Source organism: Stieleria sp., assembly GCF_041595215.1.
Taxonomy (GTDB): Bacteria; Planctomycetota; Planctomycetia; order Pirellulales; family Pirellulaceae; genus Stieleria; species Stieleria magnilauensis.
Genome location: NZ_JBFHKV010000095.1, coordinates 1 through 13505 on the forward strand (window position 1 = coordinate 1; position 13505 = coordinate 13505).

Sequence of the window (13505 nt, forward strand, 5' to 3'; positions counted from 1 at the left end):
CTCAGCCAGGGAGCCAAGCCGGGCCGCGGCGGGTTGCTGCCGGCGGCAAAGATCACCCACGAGATTTCAAAGATCCGTGGTGTGCCGATGGGGAAGGATTGCGCCAGTCCGGCGTCGCACCGTGAGTTCAGTGACGTCGACTCGATGCTCGATTTTGTCGAACGGCTTGCCGACGAAAGTGGTCTGCCGGTCGGCATCAAATCCGCCGTGGGGCAAATGGAATTTTGGCACGAATTGGCCGGCCGGATTCAACAGACCGGTCGCAGCGTGGACTTTGTCACCATCGATGGGGGCGAAGGCGGAACGGGCGCGGCGCCGTTGGTGTTTTCCGATCACGTCGCCATGCCGTTTAAGCTGGGCATGAGTTCGGTGTATCGCATCTTTCGCGATGCGGAGTTGCATGAAAAAATCGTCTTCGTCGGATCCGGGAAGCTCGGTTTCCCGCACAACGCGCTGCTGGCGTTCGGATTGGGTTGCGACATGATCGCCGTCGGTCGTGAAGCGATGTTGTCGATCGGATGCATTCAAGCACAACGCTGTCACACCGGGCACTGTCCGGCCGGCATCGCGACCCAAAATCGATGGCTGATGGGAGGGTTGGATCCGACCGACAAGGCGCATCGGTTTGCCAACTACGTCGTGACATTGCGAAAGGAGTTGTTGCAGCTCGGCCGGGCATGCGGCGTGTCGCACCCCTGCGACGTGGAGCTGAAACATTTTGACATCCTGACCGATTCGTTCGGCACCAGTTCGGCCAAGGAACTGTTCGGATACCGTTGGGCGACGAAGGTTTAGCCGTTCTTGTTACCGGGCGAATCAGCGGAAATCATACCCACCGATGGCAGCGCGAACCCGCGGATGACCGGGTGCCAAAAATCCGTGGGTTCGCGCTGCTATCCGTGGGTTCAGCGCCCGTTTCGTCGTTCCGCAAGCTACTGCCTGCCCCTTTTCCGCTCGACAAACGCAGCCCGAAGATCCAATCGGGAAGAAGCGCTACGCGGCACGACGTGGCCGGGCCGGAACGATGTGTTCGCCGAGCGTGTCGATTTCCATTCGCAACAAGGTCGCTGTCACCTCGTCAGCGGCTGGACGGTTTTCGGGTGCCGCGTCGACCATGCACTCGACCAACTCACACGCCGGACTGAGGATTTGTTCGTTGGTGGTTTCCACCCGCGCCAGCCATTCCCACAACATTCGCCCCGTGGCAAAGATGTCGCTCGCCGGGCTTCCCGAGGATGCATTGGTGAGCAGCTCGGGCGCGGCGTATTGCCGCGTGCCGCGGAACGGTGCCGACTGGTCGAGCCTGCCTTGATGGGCGAATGCCAGGTCGATCAGCGTCACATGTCCATTGCTGCCCACGATCACGTTGTCGGGTTTGACGTCACCGTGAGTCCAACCGGCGGCATGGATCGCGCCGAGTCCCTGACAAATCTGTCGGATCAGCCAGAGGGCGACCGGCAAGGGCTTTCGCGGACCGCTGGACAGATGCCATTTCATCGTCCGCCCCTCGAGCAGCGGCATCGTCAAGTACGGCCACGCTCCGGAGGCGTTTCCGTCCAGAATCGGGACCACGTTGGGATGCCGGATCTGGGCTCCGGCGGCGATGGACCCGGCGATTCCGTCGCGGCCGTCGGGCAACGTCGCCAGCTTCATCGCGTAGTCCCAACGCGGGCTACCGACGGCATCGACCGGTTGGGCGAAGGTGACGCAAAACGCCGAATTGGTACACAGACTTGATCCGAGTCGCCAAATTCCCAATTGCTCAGGCAGCTTTGATTCCATTTCGCCTTCGATCGGATGATCGCGCCAGGGGTCGTAAGAGATCGCACTAGAAACATCGACCAATCCATCGCGGCTCTGTCGAACCGTTGGACCAATCGGCAAAGTCGACGTGGATTAACTGCCCGTTGCGGACGGACTGGATTTCGGGAACGTTCGCCTTTCGTGTAAACTGATCGGTGCCGCTTCGCCGGTCCCCCCTTTCTTTCTCGCCACTTCCAGCCGTTGGTCTCTCGCCATGAATCGACATCGTCCCAATCCACGGGTCGTCGGTCGCCGATCCATTTTGCAGGCCGCAGGGATTTCCATCGCTCTGCCGGCGTTCGATTCGCTCCGCAACCGGGCCACCGCAGGCGAATCGGATTCCCCGTCCCCGACGTCTGCCGAATCCTCGCAACCGCCCCGCCGAATGGTCTGCATCGGCAACATGTTGGGCTTTTATCCCGAGGCATTTTGGCCCGGCAAGCCTTCGGCGGATCAATCCACGACCGCCCGCGACAACGCGACTTCGCTGTCGACGACACTCGCCTCGCTGTCCGAGCATGCCGGGGATTTCACCGTGATCGGCGGGTTGGACCACGGGCTCAAGGGCGGCCATTTCGCGATTCATGCGTTCCTGTCCGGAATTCGCAGTGTGGACGCCAAATCGATGCCCGACGGGAACATCACGCTGGACCAATTCGCCGCCGAAACGATCGCCGGCCGCACGCGGTTCGCCTCGTTGACCGTCGGCAGCGATTCGGGAATCCACGGCGGATGCCAAATGTCATGGAGCCGCTCGGGCACCCGCGTCCCTCCGATCACGGGACCGCGGGAATTGTTCGAGAAGCTGTTTGTCGGCGTCAAACCGGCCGACAAGCAGCGCGCCGCGGATCGGTTTCGCATGCAGGAATCAATCCTCGATGCGGTCAACGGTGACGCCAAGACCATTTCGAAACAACTCAATCGCCGCGACGCACAAAAGCTGGACGAATATCTGACGTCGATTCGCGACGTCGAAAAACGGTTGGGCAATCGAAAACAGTGGATCGACATCGAAAAACCTCCGGCGCCGTTTGCCGCACCGGCCAACACGAACATGGTTGACGATCTGCCGATGCTGTACGAGTTGATCGCCCTGGCGCTGCAAACCGATTCGACTCGAATCGCCACGCTGGAAATCGGCGGCGACTTTGAAGCCCGTGATTTCGGTTTCAAAAGCGGGTATCACTCGCTGTCGCATCACGGCCAACGCAAGGAGTCGATCGACGCGCTGAAGAAGATTGAATCGTATCAGGTTGAGCAGTTTTCGCGGTTCCTGACCAAGCTGCGTGAGACCGAGAGCGGCGATTCCAACCTGCTCGAAACCACGTCGGTGCTGTTTGGCAGCGGCATGGGAAACGCGAACTCCCATACCAACACGAACCTGCCGATCGTCGTCGCCGGCGGAGGGCTGCGGCATCGCGGAACGATGTGGTTTGATTCGTCGTCACCGCACCGTCCCCCGTTGACCAACCTGTACCTGACCTTGCTGCATCGGTTCGGGATTCCGGCCGAACGTTTCTCCACCAGCACCGGCACCCTCTCGGGATTGGAGTTGGCGTGATGCGTCTTTCCACGATGGCGCAAGCCCTTTGTGTCGGGTTCGCCATGCTGGTCGGATTTTCGCAACCGCGGGGGCTGGCGGAGGATGCAGTCGCGTTCTTAGGAACCTACTGCGTCGATTGTCACAACGCCGATGACGCCAATGGTGAGCGTGAATTTGATGCGCTCGATTTGTCGTCCACCGATCACGACACGCAAATCATCTTGCAGGAGATCATCGACCAGTTGACGCTCGGCGACATGCCACCGGAGGATGCGGAGCAGCCGACACGTGAGGATCGTCAGGCGGCGATCGATTCGTTGACCGCGTCGTTGCAGCAGCTGCGACAACAGTCATCCAGCACCGGCGGCCAAACGGTGCTGCGTCGATTGACGCGTCGCGAGTACCTCGCCACCGTCAGCGATCTGTTCCAGATGGACATGTCGATGTTCGATCCCAGCAATCGATTCCCACGGGACAACACCGTCGAACAATTGGACAACGTCGGTGACGCCTTGGTGACGTCGGGGTACTTGCTGGAACAGTACCTGGACGCGGCCGATGCGATCGTCGAAAAAGCGCTGGCCAACCGGACGCAACCCGAAGAGCGGACGTGGCATTTTGACGACCATTTTCGCCAGCAACCCGAGTTGGATGGGGCTCACCGGGCGGCGTTTCAATTTCGTTATCTGTGTCTGTATGACAGTCCGCTGGCGGATCGACCGGAGGGGGCTTACGGGCCGCTGGAAGCGTTTGCCGAAGGCGTGCCGTCGGACGGCGTTTATGAAGTTCGTGTGCTCGCCCAAGCCCTTCACCGTGACACGCCGTATTCGGAAGCCGACCTGAAGATCGACTTGAGCGAAAAGTTTCGCTTGGGCATCCGTCCCGGTAACGTCAAGGCCGGCAGCTTGCACACGATGCAGCCGATTCAACCCTTGCTGGCCGAACGCACGATCGAAGACGGCGAGCCGCAGTGGTACACGATGGAGGTGCCGCTGGATCGCGGTTTCACTCCGCGATTCACCTTCGAAAATGGCTTGCGCGAAGTGCGTCCCCTGCACACGCGGCTACATCGGAAATATGCCGACACCTTGCCCGAACACGCCCGCGGCGGCCAGGGAATCGTTCGCGCACGAAACGTGATGTTGCGTTACGGACAGGTCCCGCAGATCCGGATTCACGAAGTCGAGATCCGCGGTCCGATTTTTCGACAGTGGCCCAGCGCGACCCTGGCAAGCGTCTTGCCCGGCGGCCGGTTCGAGCCCGGGGACGCCAGAGAGTTGACCGAAGCGTTCGCCCGCCGCGCCTATCGCCGGTCCCTGAAACCGGGTGAACTGGATCGGTTGATGTCAGTCTATCAGACGCGTCTGCAGCACGGTCGCGATCCGTTTGGTGCGTTCAAAGACACGTTGAAGACCGTGCTGTGTTCGCCGGCATTTTTGTATCTGCATCCCGATTCCGCTCCCGAAACCGATCAGATTTCCCAGCACGCGCTCGCCGCCCGGTTGTCGTACTTTCTGACCGGATCGATGCCCGATGCGAGCTTGCAAGAGATGGCCGATGCACAGGGATTGGACCGCGAGGCATTGCTCGAGCAAACCCGCCGATTGCTGGCCGATCGCAAGTCCGACGCGATGATTGCCGGGTTCACCGATGCCTGGTTGAATCTGCGCGCGTTGGGCGAGATGCCGCCGGACCGGGATCAGTTTTGGCGTTATTACGCGTCCAATCTGCAGCCCGACATGAAACGGGAAACGCGCACCTTTCTGCGTCACCTGATCGATGAAAACGCGTCGGTCGTTCGCTGGCTGGACGCGGACTATTCGTTCATCAATCGAGACCTGGCCAAGCTTTACGGCGTCGTGGATCAGGTGCCGGCCGAAGGGGCCGACGCGTTTCGCAAAGTCGTGTTCAGCGACCGGCGTCGTGGCGGACTGTTGGGGCAGGCGAGTGTGTTGACGGTGTCCGCCAACGGGATCGAAACCTCGCCCGTCGTCCGCGGTGTCTGGATGTTGGAAAACGTGCTCGGGACTCCCCCGCCGCCTCCGCCGGACGATGTGCCCGCGATCGATCCGGATGTGCGGGGGGCGACGTCGGTGCGCGACTTGTTAGAGAAGCATCGAACCTCGGCCGCTTGTAACGAGTGCCATCGCAAAATTGATCCGCTCGGTTTTGCGCTGGAGTGTTTTGATCCGATCGGTGAACTGCGGACCCGTTATGAGAACAAGGCGGCCATCGACACGTCGGGGAAACTTCCCAGCGGGCAGGCCTTTGACGGCGTCGCGGAGTTGAAGACGCTGTTGGTGCAGCGCCGAGCGTTTTTCGCACGAGCGTTCACCGAAAAGTTATTCGCCTATGCACTGGGGCGGCGAATCGAGTTAAGCGACCGAGCGACGATCGATGCTATTCTGGAACAGCTGGCCGAGAACGAGTATCCGACGCGAGAGCTGATCGAACACATCGTGACCAGTGATCTGTTTTCGCGGCGATAGAAGGGCATGCCGGGTTTGCAGCAAGTAGGGCATGCTGTGCATGCCGGGATTGCGGCAAGTAGGGCATGCTGTGCATGCCAGTTGTCAACGCCTTCGTCACGCACAGCGTGACCTACCTGCGTCACGCACAACGTGACCTACCAGGTTAGAACTCACTCAGTTCCATCCAACGCTCTTCGGCTTGTTCGAGTTCTTGGCTGATCTCGGTCAATTGATCGTGCAACCGCACCGCTTCGTCGGGGTCTGTTTCGGTCAACAGTTTTGCGTTGACGGCTTTCTTCTCGTCATCGAGCTGCGCGATCTTCTTTTCCAGGTTCTTGATTTCCTTTTCGGTCTTTCGCGATTGACGCTGGTTGGCCCGGTAGTCTTCGGCACTGGCGATTTTGGTCGGTGGTGGCGGGGAGGCTTTTCCGGCGATTCGGTCGCGTTCCCGTTCGCCTTCGTCCACCTCGCTTTCGACGCTCTGTAGATAGGACTCGTAATTGCCGAAGTAATTCTTGACGGTTCCGTCGCGAACCTCGATCACGTTGGTCGCGACCCGTTGCATGAAGTGTCGGTCGTGCGAGGTGAAGATCACGGTGCCCTGGTAGTCGATCAGGGCATCGGCGAGCGATTCGACGGTTTCGACATCCAGGTGGTTGCCCGGTTCGTCCAAGACGAGCACGTTGGCGGTACCCAGCAGCAAGCCGGCCATGCACAATCGCGCGCGTTCTCCTCCGGAGAGTACCTTGATCTTCTTGTTGATGTGCGAATCGCGAAACAGCAGCGCACCGGCCATCGCCAGGCAATCCTGTCGCGTGGTGTCCGCGTTGGATTCATATTCCAAGTGCTCCAGCACGGTCCGCCGATCATCCAGGCTGGAGTAAACGTGTTGGGCGTAGGTGCCCAATTCCGTCGCGTGGCCCCACTTGATCTCGCCACGGATCGGGGCGAGTGAATCAACAAGGGTCCGCAGTAGCGTCGTTTTCCCTTGGCCGTTGTCACCGACGATCGCCGCCCGTTGGCCGTGTTCGATTTCCAGGGAGATGTTTTCGGCGACGGTGTGGCCCGGATAGCCGATCGCAAGCTCCTCGGTCCGCATCACCGTCCCTTGCCGCGGGGTGACACGCGGCGCTCGGATGTGGACGGTCGGCTCATCGACCTCCACTTCACTCGTCTGCAGACGCTCCAGTTGTTTCGCCTTGCTCCGCGCCTGACTGGCCGTGGAGGCGTTGGCTCGGTTTTTCTCGATGAACCGTTGCAACTGTTTTTGTTTGGCGATGACGGTGGCATTGACGCGGCGGTCGTGTTCGCGACGCTCCTCGCGGAACTCCAGAAACCGATCGATCTTGCCGGGGTACATCGTCAATTTGCCGCGCGACAGTTCCAGGGTTTGGGTGCACGTCGCTTTCAAAAACGCGCGGTCGTGGCTGACGATCAACGCCGCTTTGTTGAACGTCCGCAGAAAGTGCTCCAGCAGAATCTGGGTTCGCAGGTCCAGGAAGTTGGTCGGTTCGTCCAACATCAACAGGTTGGGGTCGTTGAGCAACAACGCCGCCAGTTTGACCCGTGTCTGCCACCCACCGGAGAGCGCTTTGACCGGGCCGGTCAGGTAGTCTCCCTTCAGTTCGAATTGGCCGGCCACCTCACCGCAACGCCAATCGGGCTGGCCGCTTTCCCGCATCAGAAAATCCAACGCCGATTCCCCCGGTTGGAACGGGTCGTGTTGGCGGAGGTAGCCGATCCGCAGCGAGGGATGGTGAATGACCTCGCCCTGTTCCAGTTCTTCGTCGCCGAGCAACGCCCTCAAAAACGTACTTTTGCCGGCGCCGTTTCGGCCGATAAAGCCGACCTTGACGTCGTCAACCAGGGAAACGTCGGCACCATCGAGCAGGACTTGGTCGCCGAAACGCTTGTGGGCGTTTCGCACTTGAATCAATACGGCCATATCGGCGGACAAAGGGGGGGCTGGAGGGCGCGAAATGGAAACGCCGGTGAGGTTACCAAGCCGACGCCGAATCGTCGACTGCGGTAGGCCGCCGGTGCCGTGTGGGGGACAGGAGAACGATCCCGCGCCGGTCGCTGACGCGCCCCGCTGGGGTGCGTTTCAGCACGTGGCGTCAGCCAGTGGCGCGTCAATCGACGAAACGCTCACGACGACCGTTTGGGGGCGGCGACGTTCTTGGTAGGGCGGCGTTTGATGGGGGCCAACGCGTGCTGGACTTGGAACGCGACGTCCGCGATCAGCGTGTCGACGCGGTTGCGGCTGACGGCATAGGCCGCCAACGCGGGAATCGCGACGACCAAGCCGCCGACGGTGGTCACCAACGCCTGGTAAATCCCTTCGGCCAAGTCACCGGCACCGGCCGCTCCCCGCGTCGTGGCGACTTGCTGGAACGCAAAAATCATCCCGGTCACCGTGCCCAACAGCCCGACCATCGGGGCGATGTTGCCGATCACCGACAGGTATTCGATCCGCCGCATCATCCGGGCGGACTGCTCGGCGAGCGCGTCTTCGACTGCCTTTTCCACGCCCTGCCAGCCGTAATCGACTTCCGCAATCCCCGACAGCAGCACCACGCTCAGAACGCTCGGTTCACGCCGACAGGCCGCATCGGCTTCCTGCAGCCGGCCGGTCAGCAAAGCCTGTCGGACGGTTTCACTCAACCCTTCCGGCAAGACTTCACCACGACGCAGCGTCATCACCTGGTCAAACACCAGATAGGCCGCCAAAAAGCTGAGCGAAAGCAGCACCACCAAGATGACCGCGCCGACGATCCCACCGCTGAGCACGATGTCCAGCAAGCCCGCGCCCTCGGCCGCCTCGTCGGTATTTCCTTGGGCAAGCAACACATCAAGGTGGAGGGGCAATCCCTGCGGCATGATCGGCTGGTGGATGAGTGGTCAAGAAGCGGTGAACGAGGATGCACAGTGTATCAGTTCACCGCCGCCGCGAAACACTGTTGGCACGGAAGGCGTTAGCGGAACGGCGTGAGCGGTTTGGTTTCAGCGGTGCGCAGCTTGAAAGACCGGAGGCTCGTGCTCAAAACCGCGAGGTTAATCGTAAGGACGAGGAGGCCCGGACGCTGGCGCGAACCGGCTGATGTCAACCGATCATCAGCCGTTTGGCGCGAGCCTACGGGCCCAAACTAGTGGGCACCGCGTGGCCCCTTGCTTACGCATGCGGGCTTCAACCGACAGCCCGCTAGCGTCGTCCGGCCGACACCAGGAACTCCGCGTCGGTCAACAGCGGGTCGTCCCAGCGGAGCCGGAGCACGCGGTCTTGTTGTAATTGCGTGATCGCTTCTTCATGACCCTGGCGAATGGCTTGTTGGGCGCGCTGCGTTCGGCCGTTGGACTGTGCGACCGACAGGGCGATCATGGCGAAAATCGCGGTCGGCAATAACGACAGCACCAGGCTGGTGAGCACCATCGCAAATTCCGGCTTGGGAAAATGTTCCAACGGATGGTGCGGCTCTCCGGCTTGTTGCGCCGAGACCTGGATCAGGGTTTCGTAACTGGCTTTCAAGTATTCGCCGTACAGGGCGACAAAGGGACCGGCCATCAGCAGCCAAAAGATCAGCGTGCCGACGATGGCCATGATCGTGGCGGTCGACTGTGAGATCGAGTTCTGCTCGACCGCGTCTTCGAAGATCTTGTGCGAGCGTTCTTGCAGGGCATCGATGCCGGCAAGCGAGGCGACGTGTTGGGTTTCGGAGTGTGACGTGACGCGCAACGGTTCGCCGGGGAGTGATTTGCCGTCGTCACCCTGATCGGCGTTTCTCAGCAACGCCAGTTCCTCTCGAAACTGTCCCGCCAGCGGCCCGAGTCGATCGGTGACTGCCGCGGCGCTACGGCGTTGCAGCCCGTCGCGAAGTTCGTCGTTGGCATTGCGATCCGAGGTCAGACTGCGGGTCGAGGTCCAGATCGTACTGACCAGCGAGGGAAGCGATCCCGAAAGCGACAACAGCACGCGATCCCAGGCCCCGTGCGTCAGGTTCAACAGGCCCAAGACCGAACGGTAGGGAAACCAAATGGCACCGGTCGAGGTTAAGAGTTTCAAGCGCAAACGGCTGCGAACGGCGGCCTGCATCGGCCCGTCGGGGCCGATCAGCGTTTGTGCGACTTCGCCTGGCAGTTTCGTCGCCTCGTCGTTCAACCGATTGACCGCCCGGGTCAGGCCGGGCAGTTCGTCGGCCAACAGCGCGCTGAGTGCGGATCGGAAACGACCGTCCAAGGCAGCCAGTCGAGTCGATTTGCGTCGATCGCTGTCAGGGTTGTTTTCCAATTCGATTTTCAATTGGCGGAGCAGCTCGGTGGCGACTTGCGCGCCGATCTGCTGTTCGCTTTCGCCGCCCAGTTCAAAATCGGTGACCTGAACCGGACGGGCGATGACGCTCTCGGGTGCGGCGGTCCGCAGGTTCGCCAGGAAGGTATCGATGTCCGCATGCAGCGCCGCGTCGTCGACACCGATCGTATTGATCACGGGGATCACGATGGTGCCTTCACTGGCCACCGCAAGTGCGGCGGGGGTTTGCCCACGGATCTGATCGCGACGGACGACCAACACGATGGCCGAGGCCAACGAGAGCGCCCGTTTGGCGACGTCGGCAATCCCTTGCCGATTGTCGGTCGCCCCCGGTGCATCGACGAGCATGTAAGGCGTGCCGATCGGTTCCATGTCGGCCGAGGAAACTCGCACGAACCGTTCAAAGCGAGGGTCCAAATCCACCGGCGGATGCGGGCCGACCCAAACCAGTTCCTCCGTCGCCTGGTCGGCATTGTTGCCGCTGCGGATGGAAGCGGCCAGCGGCGAGCGGCGAATCAATTGCCGGATCAACCATGATTTGCCTTGTCCGGTCGCGCCCACGACCGCCAACACCAGCGCCCCGGCGGCCCGATCTTGCGAGATCAAGAGACGCGCGCGGGCGTGTTCCTCACAAAGCGATCGAACTTGGCGTCCCGTTTCGCTGTCACCCAAGACCGAGGCGCCGGCGCGACGAACCCGGTTCAAAAACTCGTCGTCAGGGGTCACGGTGTCTGCGGAGGATTCATGCATGTTTGGACTCGCGAGGCAGGATCCCGTTCAATTCTTGACGAAACGTTTGGTTCATACGATAGACCGCGAGCGTCGCGTTTGCTCCGCCATCGACGCCGACCTTTACATTCGGAGTGGGGAACAGAATGTTGGTCTGTTTGAGACGGATCGAGGGGAGCGGATTGCCGGGATCGATTCCGATTTGGTGGCACAGCAAGACGTAGAACATCGACATCTGTTCGACCGCGGCCTGGGTGCTGAGCGTCTGGGCCGTCTTTCCGCCGGCCCAGTAGGCTGAAAAAGCGGTCAGCCCGGCGGCGGCCAGCAGTTCGACGACCGAGGCGTTGGCAACCAGAACGGTGGCGCCGAAATCGACCGGCAACATCAACACGCTTCCGAACGTGGCCAACAGTGCCGCCAGCGGCGTCAACCCGAAGGCCAACTTTTTGTGACGCGGGATCTGACGCCACATCTCTTCGGCCACGCTCCGCAATTGATCGCTGTCGAACACCACGCGATCGTTCTCATGAAACGTTCTCAACACCTCGTGCATCGCCTGGGTCCACTCGGCGGGATCGATCGGATCATTTTGACCCTCAAACCAATGGGGCAAGGTCAATGGCGCGCCGAACCGTCGAAGGGACGTGTCCAGGTCTTCCGGATCGACGAGTTGGCCGACCTTTTTCGATTTGAATTTTTCCTTGATCGATTCGGCATAACGCTCCGCCATCGCGGTCGGCACGTACTGCTTGAACAAGTCGGACGCCGCCTTGGTACGGCCTTGGATGAACGTGTTGATCTTGACCCCCCAGCGCGCGTACCAGGGCGCCGCTTCGCAGAACGCGTCGGCCAACTGCCGGACGATGCGTTCGGATTGGTGCATCCGAACCTCCGTGATCGCACCCCCGGTCGTCTGTTTCGTGAACAGGCTGATCGTGGTGTCCAGCAGCGTTTGCCGGGCCCGCTCGGTCAACCGCAGCGATTGCTCGGCGTCCTTTTCGACCGCGGCCAACCCCATGTCCCAAACCGCGCGACGCAGTGCGGCGTGACGTCCCATCAAAAAACGATCCGACGATTCCGGGCGATCCAACTCGCGCGTCAGATGGGTCAATAAACGATCGCTGCCGATTTCTGCCGGCGGGTTCTCATCAGGCTGCGTCGAGAGCGAAAAGAAAATGGGCAGCGGATCGTCGCTGGGGTTTTCGATCGTGATTTCCTGGTCCCCGTCCTTGGCCGATTTCGGGATGAAGGGTTCGCTCTTGGGCAATTCGTAATCGTAGGCCCCGTAGACTCGTTCGACGCCGAACTTGCTGGCCTGGGGTTCGAACGATTCCAACACGTCTTCGGGGGTCTGTCCGGGACGAATTTTGTTGACCGCCAGCAAACGTGGAATGCCGGGCATCAAATCCGAGATCGTTTGCAGAATGTCGCCGAGTGAACGGTCGCGGGCCATGCTGGGTGTCGACACGACCAGGAAGGCGCTGCAGAACGTCGATGCCTTGCCCAGCAGTTCACGTCTGCGCTCCGGCGACCCGACTCCGAAGACTTCATCGGAAACGATGTCGGGACAATCCAGCAATCCGATCCCCAGATCATCCAACGCCGGATCGGTCGCGACCAGCGGGACGCCCAACGCGTCGACGCCGCCGCTGCGGTTGTTGTATTGTTCGTGCGCCTCTTCGGGCATTTCGGCCAACAGCTCGGGGGCGTGACCGACGGCATCACCAAAATCTTCCAGCAACAACTGCCACAACGCGGGTTCTTCACGCCATTTCTGGGGCAGCCACAAAACGAATCGGTGCGTGCCTTGGCGGTTGGCGACACCACGCAGCGTGCGGGCGCGTCCGTGCCGGCTGAGCAACCCCGCGACCAGGCTGGTCTTGCCGCTGTTGAGCATCCCGGCGACGGCCAGCGTCGGGTACTCGGCCAAGCGGGCACCGTGGAAGACTTGACGTCCCAGTGAAACCACATCGCCGGCCAGATCGGGTTGGACGCGGCGGAGTGCCGAGAGGTAACTTTCGTTGCGTGGGTCGGGGTACAGACGTTCGACCGCGGCTCGACGATCATCGTCTTCGAGTAACGCTTTCAAACGTGGCCAGTCGACCTGCGTCGGGGGTTTTCGTCGTTTTTGACCAAACATATCCGGTGTTCAGCTCGCCGTTGATTGGGCCAGTGGGCTTGCCGCTGGACGTTTTTCGTTCACGGCGGTGTCACCTTGGGTGCCTTCGGCCGATGGGTTGTCTTCGCTCAGTTCAAAATCGTCCAAGTACGGGCCGTCGAAAATCTCACGCCACCATAAAGCAGCATCCGCTTGCGTCCAATGGGGACTGTCCGCACAAGCTAGCAGTTCGCCGGCCAGTTGCTGAGCGGACTGGGGCCGGGCTTGCGGATCCAGATGCAGGCAGCGCAGCAAGACCCGTTGCAGATCCTTCGCCAGCGGCACGCCGATGCGTCGCTCGGGAGATTCCGGTTCCTCATGCAACTTTTTGGCGCACACGTCGGTCGCCGATTCGCCTTCCAACGGAGCGAGACCGCAGAGCAGATTATAGCCGACCGCACCGATCGAATAGATGTCGCTGAGAACGTCGGCCGAGGCGGCATCACGGATCGATTCGGGGGACATGTACAGTGGCGTGCCGGTCAGCGAATCGAC

General features: G+C 61.1%; 9 protein-coding genes. 3 read left to right on the forward strand and 6 right to left on the reverse strand.

The window, feature by feature from the left end; translation table 11 throughout:
* The coding region (locus tag ABX749_RS05965) for a glutamate synthase-related protein (RefSeq protein WP_372895173.1) at positions 1-795 on the forward strand (795 nt) is incomplete at its 5' end.
* A gap of 198 nt (positions 796-993) precedes the next feature.
* Here the strand turns inward: ABX749_RS05965 and ABX749_RS05970 are convergent.
* On the reverse strand, positions 994-1845 hold the full coding sequence (locus ABX749_RS05970; protein WP_372895174.1) for a protein kinase: 852 nt from the start codon (positions 1843-1845) through the stop codon (positions 994-996).
* A 172-nt stretch (positions 1846-2017) separates the two neighbouring features.
* Here ABX749_RS05970 and ABX749_RS05975 point away from each other — a divergent pair, with 172 nt between their 5' ends.
* Together ABX749_RS05975 and ABX749_RS05980 are read left to right on the forward strand one after the other, a co-directional pair.
* Positions 2018-3364, forward strand: coding sequence for a DUF1552 domain-containing protein (locus ABX749_RS05975; protein WP_372895175.1), 1347 nt, complete (start codon positions 2018-2020; stop codon positions 3362-3364).
* On the forward strand, positions 3364-5835 hold the full coding sequence (locus ABX749_RS05980) for a DUF1592 domain-containing protein (protein ID WP_372895176.1): 2472 nt from the start codon (positions 3364-3366) through the stop codon (positions 5833-5835). Before ABX749_RS05975 ends, ABX749_RS05980 begins: the two co-directional genes overlap by 1 nt.
* A 145-nt stretch (positions 5836-5980) precedes the next feature.
* Here the strand turns inward: ABX749_RS05980 and ABX749_RS05985 are convergent, their stop codons facing one another.
* From ABX749_RS05985 to ABX749_RS06005, 5 genes are all read right to left on the reverse strand, one after another.
* Positions 5981-7762 (reverse strand): ABC-F family ATP-binding cassette domain-containing protein, encoded by a 1782-nt coding sequence (locus tag ABX749_RS05985; protein WP_372895177.1) that lies wholly within the window; start codon positions 7760-7762, stop codon positions 5981-5983.
* Positions 7763-7965: 203 nt separating this feature from the next.
* Positions 7966-8685 carry a MotA/TolQ/ExbB proton channel family protein gene (locus ABX749_RS05990; protein WP_372895178.1) on the reverse strand — a complete coding sequence of 240 codons (720 nt, stop codon included), beginning with the start codon at positions 8683-8685 and terminating at the stop codon, positions 7966-7968.
* A gap of 334 nt (positions 8686-9019) precedes the next feature.
* The gene (locus ABX749_RS05995) at positions 9020-10873 is read right to left on the reverse strand and encodes a GTPase domain-containing protein (protein ID WP_372895179.1); all 1854 of its coding nucleotides are present in this window, start codon (positions 10871-10873) and stop codon (positions 9020-9022) included.
* Positions 10866-12941 carry a hypothetical protein gene (locus ABX749_RS06000; protein ID WP_372895180.1) on the reverse strand — a complete coding sequence of 692 codons (2076 nt, stop codon included), beginning with the start codon at positions 12939-12941 and terminating at the stop codon, positions 10866-10868. The genes ABX749_RS05995 and ABX749_RS06000 overlap by 8 nt, the downstream gene beginning before the upstream one ends.
* 60 nt (positions 12942-13001) lie before the next feature.
* Positions 13002-13505, reverse strand: a 504-nt coding sequence (locus ABX749_RS06005; RefSeq protein ID WP_372895181.1) for a protein kinase, incomplete at its 5' end; no start/stop codon positions are given.

What these genes read in the sequence shown, in the direction of transcription:
- ABX749_RS05975 (WP_372895175.1), top strand. Translation starts at nt 2,018, where the DNA reads ATGAATCGACATCGTCCCAATCCACGGGTCGTCGGTCGCCGATCCATT.
- ABX749_RS05980 (WP_372895176.1), top strand. Translation starts at nt 3,364, where the DNA reads ATGCGTCTTTCCACGATGGCGCAAGCCCTTTGTGTCGGGTTCGCCATG.
- ABX749_RS05985 (WP_372895177.1), bottom strand. Translation starts at nt 7,762, where the DNA reads ATGGCCGTATTGATTCAAGTGCGAAACGCCCACAAGCGTTTCGGCGAC.
- ABX749_RS05995 (WP_372895179.1), bottom strand. Translation starts at nt 10,873, where the DNA reads ATGCATGAATCCTCCGCAGACACCGTGACCCCTGACGACGAGTTTTTG.